Raw genomic sequence first — 14376 nt, 5'->3', positions numbered from 1 at the left:
ACCTGTGGGAGCGAGCCTGCTCGCGATGGCGGTTCGTCAGTCACCCACTAGACTGGCTTGTCCCTCTAGCAAAAGGTCCCGAACATGTCCCTGCACCTGATCATCGGCGACAAACTGTTTTCCTCCTGGTCCCTGCGCGGCGCCCTGGCCCTTGATCTGGCCGGCGCTGCCTACACCGAAGAACTGATCAAACTCAATCAGCCCGACACCCGCGAGCGCCTGCTCAAGCATTCGCCGACCGGCAAGGTCCCGCTGTTGAAGACCGGGCACGGCACCATCGCCGACTCCCTGGCGATTGCCGAATACCTGGCAGAGCAATTCCCCGACAAAAACCTGTGGCCAACAGACACCGCTGCCCGCGCCCAGGCGCGTTCGGCCTGTGCGCAGATGCACAGCGGCTTCTTCGGCATGCGCGGCAACATGCCGTTCGACCTGAGCCGTGACGCGCCCCTGGCGCCGGTTCCGGCGGAAGTGACGGCGGACGTCGAGCGCATGTCCGCCCTGTGGGCCGAATGCCGCGCCGCAGCCACCGAGACCGGCCCATACCTGTTCGGTCGCATCTCGTTGGCCGACGTGTTTTTCGCGCCGATCGCCGTGCGCCTGCGTACCTACCAGGTCAAACTGTCGGCGGTGGACGAAGCCTATGTTGAAACCATTTACCAATGGCCAGCCTTCAAGGCCTGGCAGAAGGCCGGACTTGGGGAGATCGAGCGGTGAAACGCGTACACGTAGCGGCAGCTGTCATCCGTGACGGCAGCGGCAAAATCCTCATCGCCCGGCGTGCCGACACCCAGCACCAGGGCGGGCTGTGGGAATTTCCCGGTGGCAAGGTCGAGGCCGATGAATCGGTGGAAACCGCGCTGGCCCGTGAACTGCAGGAAGAGCTGGGCATCGTGGTCAGCGCGGCACGCCCGCTGATCAAGGTTCATCACGATTACCCGGACAAGCAGGTGTTGCTGGATGTCTGGGAAGTCTCGGCCTTTACCGGCGAGCCCCACGGTGCCGAAGGCCAGCCATTGGCCTGGGTCACGGCGCGTGAGCTATCGGGTTACGAATTCCCCGAGGCGAACCGCCCGATCGTCGCGGCCGCTCGCTTGCCCGAGCAGTACCTGATCACCCCGGAAGATCTCGAAGGCCCAGCGTTGCTGCGCGGCATTCAGAAGGCCATCGCGGGCGGGATCAAGCTGATCCAGCTGCGAGCGCCGAACGGTTACGACCCGAAATACCGCGATCTGGCGGTCGATGCCGCCGGGCTGTGTGCCGGCAAGGCGCAGCTGATGATCAAGGGGCCGTTTGAATGGCTGGGGGATTTTCCCTCCGCAGGCTGGCACATCACTTCGGCGCAATTGCGCAAGTACGCTGCTGCGGGTCGACCATTGCCTGCATCGCGCTGGCTGGCCGCTTCGTGCCATAACGCCGAGGAACTGGCGTTGGCTGAAGAGATGGGCGTGGACTTCGTGACCCTGTCGCCGGTGCAGCCAACCCTGACCCATCCGGATGCTCTGCCGTTGGGCTGGGAGCAGGCTTCGACGCTGATCGAGGGGTTCAGCAAGCCGGTGTTTCTGTTGGGTGGCGTCGGCCCGGCAGAGGTTCACAAAGCCTGGGCGGCGGGTGCCCAGGGTGTGGCGGGGATTCGGGCGTTCTGGCCTGAGGCCTGATTGGCGGCGTAGCTGCTGGCCTCATCGCGAGCAGGCTCGCTCCCACAATGGATTTCTGTGAACACAATATTCGTGAACAGCAGCAATCAACTGTGGGAGCGAGCCTGCTCGCGATGAGGCCGGCAACTGCAGTACTTAAACCCCAGGCTTGCCCGCCGCCTGCCAAAGAATCTCCGCCACCCCCTGCCGCCGCGCAATCACCCGCGCCACCACAAACAGCAAATCCGACAGCCGATTGATATACGCCAATCCCACCCCGGCCAACGGCTCCACTGCATTCAGATGCTGACAGCGACGCTCCGCGCTACGGGCCAGGCTTCGGCACACATGCGCCTGGGCAATCAGCGCTGAACCACCGGGCAAGATGAAATTCTCCAACGGCCCCAGCTCTTCATTCCACACATCGATCGCCGCTTCCAGTCGTTCGATTTCCAAAGCATTCAGCGCCTGATACTCCGGCATGGCCAACTCGCCACCCAGGTCGAACAGCCGATGCTGGCAGGGCGCCAAAACCTCGATCACTTCCTTGAGCCCGGGATGTTCGACACTTTCCGCCGCCAGCCCGGCCAGCAGCACGCCGACCTGACTGTTCAATGAATCGACTTCGCCTATGGCCTCGATCCGCGGATGATCCTTGGGGACGCGACGGCCATCGCCAAGGCCGGTTTCGCCCTTGTCACCGGTGCGGGTGTAAATCTTCGACAAGCGAAAGCCCATGGCTTACCTCGAAATCTGGTTGAGTTCTTGTGATATCACCGGAGTGCCCGCCAGAGGCAGGCGCAGGGTGAAGCAGGTGCCCTGGCCCAGGGTGGATTGCACTTCCATCTGTCCCTTGTGGTTGTTGGTAATGATGAAGTACGACACCGACAGACCAAGACCTGTGCCCTGACCGATTTCCTTGGTGGTGAAAAACGGCTCGAAAGTCCGCTTGCGCACGTTCTCGCTCATGCCGATGCCGTTGTCTTCCACCTGGATTTCCGCCCACGGCGGGTTGAGCCGGGTGCGCAGGATGATCCGCCCCGGCTCACGGTCGTCTTCACGCAGGTGAATGGCCTGGGCGGCGTTTTTCAGCAGGTTGAGCAGCACCTGTTCCAGTTCGTTGGCGGTGCCGGGCACCGGTCCCAGCGCAGGGTCGAACTGGCGAATGATGGCCTGGCCCTTGAAGTCGAAACCGATGGCCAGGTCAAAGTCGTTCCCGGCGATCTCCACGGCTTGATCTATCAGCGCCGGCAAGTCGCACGGGGCCATCTGCCGGGTACTGCGGCGACTGAAGCTGAGCATGTGGGTGACGATCTTCGCCGCCCGGGCGCCGGCCTGTTGAATACCATCGAGAAGTTGCGGCACCTCCCGTGCCTGCAAGTAGTCGTTGACCGTGGACAGCTCGATGCCGACCTGCTCGGCCTGCTCCAGGTTCTTCGGCAGTTCCGGGGAAAGACGCCGACGGATGTTCTGCACGTTGTGCAGGATCGCGCCCAGCGGGTTGTTGATCTCGTGGGCCATACCGGCCGCGAGGCCGCCGACGGAGAGCATTTTCTCCGACTGCACCATCATTTCTTCCAGTGACAGGCGCTGGGTGATGTCGTCGATACGGATCACCACGCCCCGTCCCGCGCCACCCATCAGCGGATAGAAGGTCAGGGCGTAATGGCGGGCGTCGTCATCCTTGACCCAGGTCACGCGCTCGATTTTGGCCACGGTGTGTTGCTCAACGGTTTGCTTGAGCTGCGGCAGGAAGGGCTTGAGCGGTTCGAAGGCGAGGAAGATCGGCTGGTTCAGGGCTTCGTCCAGACGCGTACCGGAAAGGGCGCTGGCTTCCTGGTTCCATTGCGTCACGTAGAGCTGTTCGTCCAGGGCGATCAGCGCCGAGGGCATGGAGTCGATGATGCTGTTGAGGTAGTTCTGGAACCCGGTGAGTTTCTTCTCGATCTTGCTGCGCACCTGGACTTCGAGCTCCAGTTTGCGGTTGGTGTGCCGGGTTTCCTCCGCCAGCCCTTGGGCCTGATCGTAGGCGGCCTGGGAATCATCCCGGGCACGTTTGAGCTGTTGCTCCCGCGCTTCGATGCGCGAAAGCATGGTGTTGAAGGCTTCGGCGAGGCTGCCGATCTCGTCGTGGTTGCCGCGGGAGGCGCGCAGTGCGTAGTTCTCCTCCCGCGTCACCTGCCGCGAAAGCTCCTCGAGCTGATGGATCGGCCGGGTAATGAGGCGTTTGATCTGCCGGGCGATTACCAGCCACAACAGCACGCTGAAAATCAGGATGCCGAGACTGGCGGTCAGGGTTCCGGTGTAGAACGCCACCGGTAATTCGCTGCTGGCCACCAGCAGCAGGTGCCCGGAAGCGGCGCCTGGGCGGGGCAGGGTGATCACCTGATTGCTGCGAAATTCGGTGGCTTGCCAGGATTCGACATGCCGGTAACGCTCGGGCAGGTTCAGATGATCGCCACGTTGCAGTTGTGCCAGGCGCTCGCCCTTGCCGTCATACAGGGCGGCGGCGCGCAGCGGGGAATAGCTGTTGAGTTCATCGAGCAGGCGTTGCGCGCTTTGTGGCGATGACAGGGCTTCTGAGATCAGACTCGGGTTGGACACCAGGCGGCCAATGGTTTGCAGGGCCTGGGGCGCCATGCTTTCTTGGGAGATGTAGTAGGCGGCGCTGATAAAGGTCAGGTTGGCGACCAGCAGGACAGTGGTCAACAGCACCAACAGGGCGGCCAGCAGTTTCTGGCCGACCGGAAGGTTTTCGAGGCGCTGGCGCAATGGCATCAGGTTTATCGCTGCAAAGGAACAAGTGGCCAGCGTAGCCGCTGCTCAGTCGCTGGGCAATCCAAGGCTGTGCAGGCGAGCGATCAGTCTGGATTCGAGCTGATTGAGGTGCGGCAGGTTCAGTTGGTGGCGCGTGGCGACTTTGCAGGCATGGCCCAGCAGATAGCTGATTTCGGTGCGCCGCCCATTGCTGACGTCCTGATGCATCGATGAGAAGTTGGCGGCGGTGGCGTGGATCACCCGCTCGACTTCCTGCTGCAGGTTCTCGGCGGCGGCAGGCTGGCCGCAACGTTCGAGCAGTTCGGTCAATTCGCCGCAGAGGGTGGCGACCTCGCAATGGTGTTCCTGCAAACCGCCGTTGCGGCAATCATGCAGTACCGTCAAAGGGTTGATCGCGCAGTTGAGCGCCAGCTTGCGCCACAGTCGGGTGAGGATTTCGGTGCTCCATTCATGGGGAATACCGGCGTCCTTCAGATCGTCCAGCCAGATCGGGGCGACGGGGTGACCGGCATCTCCAAGCCAGGTGAAGCCGTGGCCGGCGAACACCACCCGCCAATCGCCATCGCGGAAGGCGCCTTCGGTGCTGGATGCGTAGATGCAACGCGCCTGTGGAACCTGCGCCGCGACGGCATCCTGGCTGCCCAAGCCGTTCTGCAGCAGAATCAGCTCGGCACCGGGTGCCAGACGCGGGGTCAGTTGCGCCACTGCATGTTCGGCGTCGTAGGCCTTGCAGGCGACCAGCAGGCGCTGGATGGGCTCCTGGCTGTCGGCTGTTTCGGCGGGGACCGGGTAACACTGCTCCTTGCCGTGTTTGACCAGGGTCAGACCGCCGGCCGCTTCATATGCTTGCAAACGGCTGGCATCGCGCAGGATCAGCCGTACAGGCACTCCGGCCCGAGCCAGGCGCGTGGCCCACAACGTGCCGAGACTGCCGGCGCCCAGGACATGCCAGGTGGTGGCCATCAGCTTTTTGCTCTGTTTATCGCGCGCATTGACAGCTCGCAGTGAATGATGGGAAAGACCCGTTATAATCAGCGCGGATTTTTATCGCAAGCCAGGCGTGCCTCATGAGTGCGCCTTTATTTGGAGAGATTACATGCCGTCGTTCGACGTGGTATCCGAACTGGACAAACACGAAGTCACCAATGCGGTCGAGAACGCCGTCAAGGAACTCGATCGTCGCTATGACCTGAAAGGCAAGGGCAGCTTCGAGTTCAAGGAAAAGGACCTGACCGTCAACCTGACCGCTGAAGCGGATTTTCAGCTTGAAGCGATGATTGAGATCCTCAAGCTGGCGCTGGTCAAGCGCAAGATCGACGTGCAGTGCCTCGAGGTCAAGGACGCTTTCGCCTCGGGCAAGCTGATGAAGCAGGAAGCCGTCCTCAAGGAAGGCATCGACAAGGAGCTGGCGAAGAAGATCGTCGCTCATATCAAGGACGCCAAACTCAAGGTCCAGGCCGCCATTCAGGGCGAGCAGGTCCGTGTGACCGGCAAGAAGCGTGATGACTTGCAGGAAGCTATCGCTGCCCTGCGCGCCAAGGAATTCGGCATGCCACTGCAGTTCAACAACTTCCGCGACTGACCTGCGGCGGGAACCAATCGGCGTTTTCGACGTCGGAGCCCCAAGTAACGGTAGAAACGATTGACCCTCAACGGGCTCGGTCTTTTCTGCCGTTAATTTTTTCGTGTGCCGGGTAGCCGGAAATCAGGAGAACAAACATGGATTTGAATGCTGAGGTAGACAACCTGGTCAGGGTGTCCCAAGCCTGGATTCCGATGATCATGGAATATGGAAGCCGTGTGCTGCTGGCGATAATCACCCTGGCAATCGGCTGGTGGCTGATCAACAAAGTCACGCGCAAGCTCGGCAGCCTGATTGCGTTGCGTAATGCCGATCAGGCTCTGCAAGGGTTCATCAGCACACTGGCGAATATCATTCTGAAAGTCCTGCTGATCGTCAGCGTGGCGTCGATGATCGGTGTGGAAACCACCTCGTTCGTGGCAGCCATCGGTGCGGCGGGTCTGGCCATCGGTCTGGCCTTGCAGGGCAGCCTGGCGAACTTCGCCGGCGGCGTGCTGATTCTGCTGTTCCGTCCGTTCCGGATTGGTGACTGGATCGAAGCCCAGGGTGTTGCCGGTACTGTCGACAGCATCCAGATTTTCCATACCGTGCTGCGCACTGGCGATAACAAGACCATCATCGTGCCGAACGGTAATCTGTCGAACGGTATTATCACCAATACCAATCGCCAGCCGACTCGCAAGGTGGTGTTCGATGTAGGCGTTGATTACGAGGCCGACCTACAGAAGGCACGTCAGGTATTGCTTGAACTTGCCAAGGATCCGCGCGTTCTGGCGGATCCGGCACCACAAGCCGTTATTTCGACATTGGGTGACAGTTCGATCACTGTTTCCCTGCGTGTCTGGGTGAAAACAGCGGATTATTGGGACGTGATGTTCATGTTTAACGAGCAGTCCCGGGATCGTTTGAAAACAGCCGGTATCGACATTCCATTTCCTCAGCGCGTAGTTCGCGTGGTTCAGGAAGCGCCAGTGCAATAAATGTGTTTTCTTTGTTACTGACTAAGCCTGGGAGAATAAAAAACTCCCGGGCTTTTTTGTGACTATTGATCAGGTCATTTAAAAAAGTATTAACATCATGCGCCGAAGTTGTTTGCCGCCGTATTTGGCATATGGCAGGTATAAAAAAACGCCCACCTGAAGAGGTGGGCGTTTTTTGATCAACAGTACTTCCGGTAGTGCACCTGGATTACAGGATGCTCAGTGGGTACTCGACAATCAGGCGAACGTCGTTGTTGTCTGCAGTGTAGTCAGCGTTGTACGCACCGTTTGCACGGTAAACTGCGCTACGCAGGCGGAACGACAGATCCTTGGCTGGACCTTCTTGCAGTACGTACTTGGTTTCGAAGTTGAACTCGTGTTCCTTACCTTCGGTACCCTCGGTCGTTTCGATGTTGTCACCGTATACGTAACGAGTCATGAAGCTCAGGCCTGGCACACCGTAGGTAGCCATGTTCAGATCGTAGCGAGCCTGCCAGGATTTCTCTTCACGACCGATGAAGTCGGAGATCTGGATGGAGTTGGATACGAAAATCGCACTACCACCGTCTACACCGTACAGGTAGTTGGTGTCGCCGGACGAGCGCTGGAACGCGAGGGTGAATTTGTGAGCGCCCAGGCTGTAGGCCGCTGCAAGGCTCCACAGTTTGTTGTCCAGTTCGCCGTACAGTGCTTCACCCTGATCTTTGGTGCGATAGGCGTTGAAGTCAAAGTTCAGCGATTGATCGTCAGTAATCGGAAGCGTGTAGTTAGCGTTGATGTATTGCTTCTTGAAGTAATCATCAACGTCAGACGCAGCGATACCGGCAACGAAATTATCAGTGAACTGATAGGTCGCGCCAGCGATGTTGGCACTGGTCAGGCCCGGGGTGTGCTTACCGTTGATGGTGTCTTTACCCATGCCGGTTTGCGAGCTCAGTGCAGTAAAACGACCGGCGCTGAGTTCCAGGCCTTTGATTTCTTTACTGGTGAGCAAGGTACCTTCAGCAACTTCTGGCAGCAGACGGCTGTCGTCGGTAGCGAAAACCGGGCTGGCGACGAATTGACGGCCGTATTTCAGAGTGGTGTCGGAGAGGCGGAATTTGACGGCTGCACCGCCTTTGCCCTGGCTTTTTTCCGGGTTGCCGTCGCTGTCGGTAGCGAACAAGCCGTTACCGGCACGACCCGAACCGCCGTCGAGTTTGGCGGTGCCCATTACCATTGCATCGAGGCCGACGCCGATGGTGCCCTGAGTGAAGCCCGATTCGTAAGTCAGCAGTTGGCTGATACCGGTATCTTGACGGTAGCCGCTTTTGAAACCCCCAGCGCCATCAGAAATGTTACCGGCTCCATTACGGAAGTCGCGGTTCATGTATTCCAGACGGGTTTTCAGTTTCAGGCTCGAATCGTCGATGAAACCCTTGGACTCATCCTGCGAAGACGCTACTGCGAACTGCGAGGTACCAGCTGCAACAGCCAGTGCGATCATGCTCCACTTCATCACGCGCATCGTGATTTGCTCCTTTGGTTTTTAGAAGAGTATTGCCGTCCCACCTGTTTTTAGTATCTGGGCGGCTCTTTCTTTTTGTGTCGGCGCAAACTTATATCACGTCGACCAATGTTGGCGATACTTGCGCATCTAACCTTTCAGCTTCTTTACGACCCTGTCGCTAACAGCTTGCTAGATGTCGCAAATTTACAGCCCCGATGCAACCGAACGGACAACTTTAATGCTGTTTTTCTGGACTGGCGCATCGGTAAAAAGAGTCCCTGGTGAAACGTTTGTATCTCCATCGGGCTACCCTGCCACTGTTTTATTTAGTCCTGAGGCTTCCACTTCCCGTGGGCCTTATAGACGATGTGGGTGTGAATGCAACAAGCGTGCACAAATCGCTGCGCCGCCCATATTTTTTTCAAAAAGTCTGACTGATACCGTAAAAACCCCATAAAACCGGGGGGCACATCGTGCTTGCGCTGGGGGTTGACGCCTTTCTCGACATGGTGTTGAACATCGTGTTACCGCCCCGTGACAACCAAAAATGTTACCGGTTCACCCCGCCAGTGAGTAATTGGCGGATGCTCGAAGCAGTCAGCGTAGACGCACTGTCCGGTTTTGGTGCAAAAAATTTCAATTGCTGTACTGAATTCACACAGTCGGTTGGCTCCTGAGGAATGAACGAACCCTTGCCCGGCGGTCATTCCAGCATTTTTTCTGCTGGTTGTGGTTCTGTAATGGTGCATTTTTTCGCTTGGTGTCACATCCCGGAGCAAGGTTGGCGCGATCACCGTGATGACGACCGCATTCGCAGGTATGCTGCTGTCCTGTCGCTTGGTGCTCGATCCCTGGTGGATGGGCGCTAAGCTGAAAATGATGACCCGGCGGGAGTGCGCGCAGTGTTCGCTTTAGATTCACGACTTCAACAAGACACCTTGCCGATCGGTGATTTCCCGCTGTGCCGGCTGCTGCTGTCCAACGATTCGAACTATCCCTGGTTCATCCTGGTACCTCGTCGCGACGATATCAGCGAGATATTTCAGTTGGGTGTCGCAGATCAACAGATGCTCTGGCAGGAGACGACCTTGCTGGCTGAGTTGCTCAAGAAGGCATTCACGGCGGACAAGATGAACATTGGCGCCCTGGGTAACGTGGTCAGCCAGTTGCACATGCATGTGATCGTGCGCATGCGCGAAGACGCCGCGTGGCCGGCTCCGGTCTGGGGCAAGCATCCGGCCATTCCTTACAGTGCCGATCAGGTGTCCGCGATTCGTGAGCGGCTGCGGGCTGTGTTACCCGAAGACTTCAAATTTGTGCAGGAGTGAGCCATGAGCCTGGAAGATCGCGTTACCGATCTGGAGAGCCAGTTGGCGTTTCAGGATGACACCATCCAGGCCTTGAATGATGTGCTGGCAACGCAGCAGCGTGAAGTTGAGCGTCTGCAGTTGCAAATGGCGGCATTGCTCAAGCGCCAGGAGGAAATGGCCGGCCGATTCGAGTCGTTCGAAGACGAGGCGCCGCCACCGCATTACTGACTGGCATATAGAAAAGCCAGTCTATAAAAGCCAGGCAATAAAAAACCGCGAACAGCACAACTGCTCGCGGTTTTTTTATGCCTTCGAATCAGCGTCGCGGCAGAGCGGCGATCACATCTTCTGCTTGCAGGCCCTTGTCACGATTCATCACAGAGAACTCCACGCGCTGGCCTTCGACCAGGACACGGTGGCCTTCACCGCGAATCGCCCGGAAGTGCACGAAAATATCGTCGCCGGAATCGCGGGAAATGAAGCCGAAGCCCTTGGAGGTGTTGAACCACTTGACGGTACCGGTATCGCGGTTGGTCATGTCGTAGTTGGTTGGAGCAGCGGCCGGTGACGATTTGTAGAAGCTGATGGCCAGGTGCAGAACCACGGCGATGAAGGCCGCGATCAGGCTGAACAGTACAGTTGGCTGGCCGGCAATGACGGGCATTGGCGCGATCAGCGTGAGGGTTTGCAGAACGACAGCCAGCATCAGCAGGGCGCTGACCAGGTTTTGCAGGTGATGACGCGCACCCTTGTTCCAGTTGGGAATCACTGGGGCAAGGACAAGGTTGAGCAGGCCGAACAGAGCCAGATACAACGCGTCGGGTTGTTGCAGGTAAGGAACAGCTTCGGTTCGCAGGCTGGGTATGAAGGACAACAGCAAGGCTGCCGTGCCCAATAGCAGGTGGACGATTTTCAACATTTTTATTGACTCACGTTAAGACGGATCACAAGGAAGAGCTGATGGGGGACGGTTCGCTTCGAAATGAACAAGAAGAGGCGGTGGGCACGTTTCCGTCATCAGCCTATGCGCAGTGCCCGGAAAATAAGGGCGTCAGCGACACGGCATCTATTTAACAGCAAAGCTTGTGGCTACTCAAATCAAGGAGTCCAGCGGTGCATTGCAGGGGGTTGCCGCTGGACTGGGGCACCTCCGGGGCTGCGATGCCGCGACAGGCTTGCTAGAGTGATCCTGCACCTGTCGGATGGAATTCATCACCTTTAAGGGGAAAAGCATGGCAATCGATATCGGAATCAGTGAAGAGGACCGCAAGTCCATCGTCGATGGTCTTTCGCGGCTGCTGTCGGACACTTATGTACTTTATTTGAAGACCCACAACTTCCATTGGAACGTTACCGGGCCCATGTTTCGCACGCTGCACCTGATGTTCGAAGAGCAATACAACGAGTTGGCCCTGGCGGTCGATTCCATCGCCGAGCGTATTCGCGCCCTCGGTTTTCCCGCGCCTGGCGCCTACTCGATCTATGCGCGGCTGTCCTCCATTAAAGAAGAGGAGGGCGTACCAAGCGCTGAAGAAATGATCAGGCAACTGGTGGCGGGGCAGGAGGCGGTCACGCGCACCGCCCGCGGGATCTTCCCCTTGCTGGACAAAGTCAGCGACGAGCCGACGGCTGACCTGTTGACCCAGCGCATGCAGGTACACGAAAAAACGGCCTGGATGCTGCGCGCCTTGCTCGATCAGTAACACTTGCACGCGCGCGGACGGACTACCTGTTCGCGCGTTGCACTTCTCATCAAAACTTTTCCGTCGAAAAGTACCTGCTGTTTGAGTGAAATTTCGCCTGTCAGACAAGGAAAAGGTCAGGCGTAGGACGCTCTCCATGATCTGCCTCTCGTTGTTGGCTTCTCCTACAGGGAAGGGAAAAAAGTCGTCTGGATATAACTTTGTGCCCGCGGTTCCATGAGCGCACAAGCGCTACGCAAACCAGGGATGGCAAAGGAGTGTCAACGCAATGGTTCATGGAGAGAGAAGAAGTGAGAGAAGGGTGGACTCGTCCAAGGGCATCAAGGTCGATCCATTTGTCAGCGAGTTCGATATGGGGCTGGCTCAACCCCTGTCCCGGTCGGTGCGGCTCAATGGCTTCGCGACCTGTTTGCGGCTTGAGCAGGTTTACTGGGATATCTTGAGCGAAATGGCCAGGGTCAATAGCTGTTCGGTCAGTGCGTTGCTGTCTCACCTTGATCGTGAGGTCCATTTGCGCCACGGCGGGGTGAAGAACTTCAGCGGTCTGGTGCGGGTGATCTGTGTTGTACACAGCCTTAAAGAAGCGGGATGCGCCAGCAGGGTCGAGTCCCGGCAATGAAAACGCAGCATGTCGATCTGTGCAGTCTTACGGCTGCACAGGTCGCATTTAATGGATATAATCTCGCCCTTTGCCGCAATACCCAGCGTGCGCGGTAGCAATCTGATCGCCGAGACAGCCCCATGCCGATGTACGATTACCAATGTGCTTCCTGTGGTCATCAGTTGGAAGCCATTCAAAAGATCAGCGCGCCGCCGCTGGTAGACTGCCCTGCATGTCAGGCGCCAGAGCTCAAGAAGATGTTGTCGATGCCGGGTTTCCGTCTCAGCGGCAATGGCTGGTACGAGACCGATTTCAAGACCGGTTCGAAGAAGAATCTGGCCGGCGGCGATAAAGCTGATTAGGGTTTTGCCCTGAACTGAATCACACACGCGAGCGCTTGCACCATCGGTCAGCCGATATGCGCAAGGTCTCCAACCGAATTTCGAATTACGAGAAGTGAAACCACGACCATGATGCGCAGCCATTATTGCGGCCAACTGAACGAAAGCCTGGAAGGCCAGGAAATTACCCTTTGCGGATGGGTTCACCGTCGCCGTGACCACGGTGGGGTGATTTTCCTCGATATCCGTGATCGTGACGGTCTGGCCCAGGTGGTGTTCGACCCGGATCGCGCTGAATCCTTCGCCGCTGCCGATCGCGTGCGCAGCGAATACGTCGTGAAGATCACCGGCAAGGTGCGCCTGCGTCCTGCCGGTGCGACCAACGCCAACATGGCCTCGGGCATGATCGAAGTGCTCGGCTATGAGCTGGAAGTGCTGAACGAAGCGGAAACCCCGCCGTTCCCGCTGAACGAGTTCTCCGACGTCGGTGAAGAGACCCGTCTGCGCTATCGCTTCCTCGACCTGCGTCGTCCGGAAATGGCCGAAAAGCTGCGTCTGCGCTCGCGCATGACCACCAGCATCCGTCGCTACCTGGACGAGAACGGCTTCCTCGACGTCGAAACCCCGATCCTGACCCGTGCTACCCCGGAAGGCGCCCGTGACTACCTGGTGCCTAGCCGTACCCACGCCGGTTCCTTCTTCGCCTTGCCGCAATCGCCACAGCTGTTCAAGCAACTGCTGATGGTCGCCGGCTTCGACCGTTACTACCAGATCGCCAAATGCTTCCGCGACGAAGACCTGCGTGCCGACCGTCAGCCTGAGTTCACTCAGATCGACATCGAAACCAGCTTCCTCGATGAAAAAGACATCATGGGCCTGACCGAAGGCATGATCCGCAACCTGTTCAAGGAAGTGCTGGATCTGGAATTCGGCGATTTCCCGCACATGACTTTCGAAGAAGCCATGCGTCGCTACGGCTCCGACAAGCCGGACCTGCGTAACCCGCTGGAACTGGTGGACGTTGCCGACCAACTGAAAGACGTTGAATTCAAGGTCTTCAGCGGCCCGGCCAACGATCCGAAATGCCGTGTTACCGCACTGCGCGTACCGGGCGGGGCGAGCATGCCGCGCAGCAAGATCGACGACTACACCAAGTTCGTCGGCATCTACGGTGCCAAGGGCCTGGCGTACATCAAGGTCAACGAGCGCGCCAAGGGCGTCGAAGGCTTGCAGTCGCCAATCGTCAAGAACATCCCTGAAGCCAACCTCAATGTGATCCTCGATCGCGTTGGCGCGGTTGATGGCGACATCGTGTTCTTCGGTGCCGACAAGTTCAAGATCGTCAGCGAAGCCCTGGGCGCGCTGCGGATCAAGCTGGGTCACGACTTCAACCTGCTGACCTGCGAGTGGGCGCCAATGTGGGTCGTCGACTTCCCGATGTTCGAAGAGAACGACGACGGCAGCTTCAGCGCTCTGCACCACCCGTTCACCGCGCCTAAGTGCTCCCCGGCCGAGCTGGAAGCCAACCCGGCCACCGCTCTGTCCCGCGCCTACGACATGGTCCTCAACGGCACCGAGCTGGGTGGCGGTTCGATCCGTATCCACCGCAAGGAAATGCAACAGGCCGTATTCCGTCTGCTGGGCATTGAAGAGGCTGAACAGGAAGAGAAGTTCGGCTTCCTGCTCGACGCCCTGAAGTTCGGCGCGCCACCGCACGGTGGTCTGGCGTTCGGTCTGGACCGTCTGGTGATGCTGATGACCGGCGCCCAGTCGATCCGTGAAGTGATCGCCTTCCCGAAAACCCAGAGCGCGGCGGACGTCATGACTCAGGCACCGGGTCAGGTAGATGCCAAGGCTCTGCGCGAATTGCACATCCGTTTGCGCGAAACGCCTAAAGCCGAGTAAGGCTGTCTGAAGGGCGCATCTTCGGATGCGCCTTTTTTTTCAAGGTCGAT

At 58.4% G+C, this 14376-nt stretch carries 15 protein-coding genes; 10 read left to right on the top strand and 5 right to left on the bottom strand.

Annotation, left to right across the window (positions count from 1 at the left end):
• Positions 1 to 84 precede the first annotated feature (84 nt).
• Together K9857_RS18200 and K9857_RS18195 are read left to right on the top strand one after the other, a co-directional pair.
• Positions 85 to 717, top strand: coding sequence for a glutathione S-transferase family protein (locus tag K9857_RS18200; RefSeq protein WP_224537997.1), 633 nt, complete (start codon positions 85 to 87; stop codon positions 715 to 717).
• Positions 714 to 1658, top strand: coding sequence for a Nudix family hydrolase (locus K9857_RS18195; protein WP_224537996.1), 945 nt, complete (start codon positions 714 to 716; stop codon positions 1656 to 1658). The genes K9857_RS18200 and K9857_RS18195 overlap by 4 nt, the downstream gene beginning before the upstream one ends.
• A 135-nt stretch (positions 1659 to 1793) precedes the next feature.
• Here the strand turns inward: K9857_RS18195 and K9857_RS18190 are convergent, their stop codons facing one another.
• Genes K9857_RS18190 through K9857_RS18180 form a run of 3 tightly spaced genes read right to left on the bottom strand, consistent with a single transcriptional unit; the run spans position 1794 to position 5378 of the window.
• The gene (locus tag K9857_RS18190) at positions 1794 to 2375 is read right to left on the bottom strand and encodes a cob(I)yrinic acid a,c-diamide adenosyltransferase (RefSeq protein ID WP_224537995.1); all 582 of its coding nucleotides are present in this window, start codon (positions 2373 to 2375) and stop codon (positions 1794 to 1796) included.
• Positions 2376 to 2378: 3 nt separating this feature from the next.
• Positions 2379 to 4415: a sensor histidine kinase gene (locus K9857_RS18185; RefSeq protein ID WP_224537993.1), complete on the bottom strand. Its 2037-nt coding sequence runs from the start codon at positions 4413 to 4415 to the stop codon at positions 2379 to 2381.
• Positions 4416 to 4460: 45 nt separating this feature from the next.
• Positions 4461 to 5378 (bottom strand): putative 2-dehydropantoate 2-reductase, encoded by a 918-nt coding sequence (locus K9857_RS18180; protein ID WP_224537992.1) that lies wholly within the window; start codon positions 5376 to 5378, stop codon positions 4461 to 4463.
• A 133-nt stretch (positions 5379 to 5511) separates the two neighbouring features.
• Between K9857_RS18180 and K9857_RS18175 the strand changes: the two genes are divergently transcribed.
• The gene (locus K9857_RS18175; protein WP_077045697.1) at positions 5512 to 5997 is read left to right on the top strand and encodes a YajQ family cyclic di-GMP-binding protein; all 486 of its coding nucleotides are present in this window, start codon (positions 5512 to 5514) and stop codon (positions 5995 to 5997) included.
• Between the two features lie 137 nt (positions 5998 to 6134).
• On the top strand, positions 6135 to 6977 hold the full coding sequence (locus tag K9857_RS18170) for a mechanosensitive ion channel family protein (protein WP_224537990.1): 843 nt from the start codon (positions 6135 to 6137) through the stop codon (positions 6975 to 6977).
• A 208-nt stretch (positions 6978 to 7185) separates the two neighbouring features.
• Here K9857_RS18170 and K9857_RS18165 read toward each other — a convergent pair whose 3' ends face one another.
• On the bottom strand, positions 7186 to 8484 hold the full coding sequence (locus tag K9857_RS18165) for an OprD family porin (protein WP_224537989.1): 1299 nt from the start codon (positions 8482 to 8484) through the stop codon (positions 7186 to 7188).
• 884 nt (positions 8485 to 9368) lie between these two features.
• Here K9857_RS18165 and K9857_RS18160 point away from each other — a divergent pair.
• Both K9857_RS18160 and K9857_RS18155 read left to right on the top strand, forming a co-directional pair.
• On the top strand, positions 9369 to 9794 hold the full coding sequence (locus K9857_RS18160; RefSeq protein WP_224537987.1) for an HIT domain-containing protein: 426 nt from the start codon (positions 9369 to 9371) through the stop codon (positions 9792 to 9794).
• A 3-nt stretch (positions 9795 to 9797) separates the two neighbouring features.
• Complete coding sequence (locus tag K9857_RS18155; protein ID WP_224537986.1) at positions 9798 to 10004, top strand: SlyX family protein; 207 nt, start codon at positions 9798 to 9800, stop codon at positions 10002 to 10004.
• An 88-nt stretch (positions 10005 to 10092) separates the two neighbouring features.
• Here the strand turns inward: K9857_RS18155 and K9857_RS30400 are convergent, their stop codons facing one another.
• Positions 10093 to 10695, bottom strand: coding sequence for a cold-shock protein (locus K9857_RS30400; RefSeq protein ID WP_318011766.1), 603 nt, complete (start codon positions 10693 to 10695; stop codon positions 10093 to 10095).
• Positions 10696 to 11008: 313 nt separating this feature from the next.
• On the opposite strand from K9857_RS30400, the gene K9857_RS18145 reads away from it, so the two are divergent.
• From K9857_RS18145 to aspS, 4 genes are all read left to right on the top strand, one after another.
• A complete protein-coding gene (locus K9857_RS18145; RefSeq protein WP_175379324.1) occupies positions 11009 to 11479 on the top strand; it encodes a Dps family protein in 471 nt (156 codons plus the stop codon).
• A gap of 268 nt (positions 11480 to 11747) precedes the next feature.
• Entirely contained in the window at positions 11748 to 12098 is a 351-nt protein-coding gene (locus tag K9857_RS18140; protein WP_224537984.1) for a ribbon-helix-helix domain-containing protein, read from the top strand.
• 122 nt (positions 12099 to 12220) lie between these two features.
• Positions 12221 to 12442 carry an FmdB family zinc ribbon protein gene (locus K9857_RS18135; protein ID WP_110964621.1) on the top strand — a complete coding sequence of 74 codons (222 nt, stop codon included), beginning with the start codon at positions 12221 to 12223 and terminating at the stop codon, positions 12440 to 12442.
• 108 nt (positions 12443 to 12550) lie between these two features.
• Positions 12551 to 14326 (top strand): aspartate--tRNA ligase, encoded by a 1776-nt coding sequence (aspS, locus tag K9857_RS18130; protein WP_224537983.1) that lies wholly within the window; start codon positions 12551 to 12553, stop codon positions 14324 to 14326.
• The last annotated feature ends 50 nt before the right edge of the window (positions 14327 to 14376 follow it).

Source organism: Pseudomonas sp. REP124, from assembly GCF_020164475.1.
In the GTDB taxonomy this organism is placed as follows: domain Bacteria; phylum Pseudomonadota; class Gammaproteobacteria; order Pseudomonadales; family Pseudomonadaceae; genus Aquipseudomonas.
This window is presented reverse-complemented; position numbering and strand designations above follow the sequence as displayed.

What these genes read in the sequence shown, in the direction of transcription:
- K9857_RS18200 (WP_224537997.1), top strand. Translation starts at nt 85, where the DNA reads ATGTCCCTGCACCTGATCATCGGCGACAAACTGTTTTCCTCCTGGTCC.
- K9857_RS18190 (WP_224537995.1), bottom strand. Translation starts at nt 2,375, where the DNA reads ATGGGCTTTCGCTTGTCGAAGATTTACACCCGCACCGGTGACAAGGGC.
- K9857_RS18185 (WP_224537993.1), bottom strand. Translation starts at nt 4,415, where the DNA reads ATGCCATTGCGCCAGCGCCTCGAAAACCTTCCGGTCGGCCAGAAACTG.
- K9857_RS18180 (WP_224537992.1), bottom strand. Translation starts at nt 5,378, where the DNA reads ATGGCCACCACCTGGCATGTCCTGGGCGCCGGCAGTCTCGGCACGTTG.
- K9857_RS18175 (WP_077045697.1), top strand. Translation starts at nt 5,512, where the DNA reads ATGCCGTCGTTCGACGTGGTATCCGAACTGGACAAACACGAAGTCACC.
- K9857_RS18170 (WP_224537990.1), top strand. Translation starts at nt 6,135, where the DNA reads ATGGATTTGAATGCTGAGGTAGACAACCTGGTCAGGGTGTCCCAAGCC.
- K9857_RS18165 (WP_224537989.1), bottom strand. Translation starts at nt 8,484, where the DNA reads ATGCGCGTGATGAAGTGGAGCATGATCGCACTGGCTGTTGCAGCTGGT.
- K9857_RS18155 (WP_224537986.1), top strand. Translation starts at nt 9,798, where the DNA reads ATGAGCCTGGAAGATCGCGTTACCGATCTGGAGAGCCAGTTGGCGTTT.
- K9857_RS30400 (WP_318011766.1), bottom strand. Translation starts at nt 10,695, where the DNA reads ATGTTGAAAATCGTCCACCTGCTATTGGGCACGGCAGCCTTGCTGTTG.
- K9857_RS18145 (WP_175379324.1), top strand. Translation starts at nt 11,009, where the DNA reads ATGGCAATCGATATCGGAATCAGTGAAGAGGACCGCAAGTCCATCGTC.
- K9857_RS18140 (WP_224537984.1), top strand. Translation starts at nt 11,748, where the DNA reads ATGGTTCATGGAGAGAGAAGAAGTGAGAGAAGGGTGGACTCGTCCAAG.
- K9857_RS18135 (WP_110964621.1), top strand. Translation starts at nt 12,221, where the DNA reads ATGCCGATGTACGATTACCAATGTGCTTCCTGTGGTCATCAGTTGGAA.
- aspS (WP_224537983.1), top strand. Translation starts at nt 12,551, where the DNA reads ATGATGCGCAGCCATTATTGCGGCCAACTGAACGAAAGCCTGGAAGGC.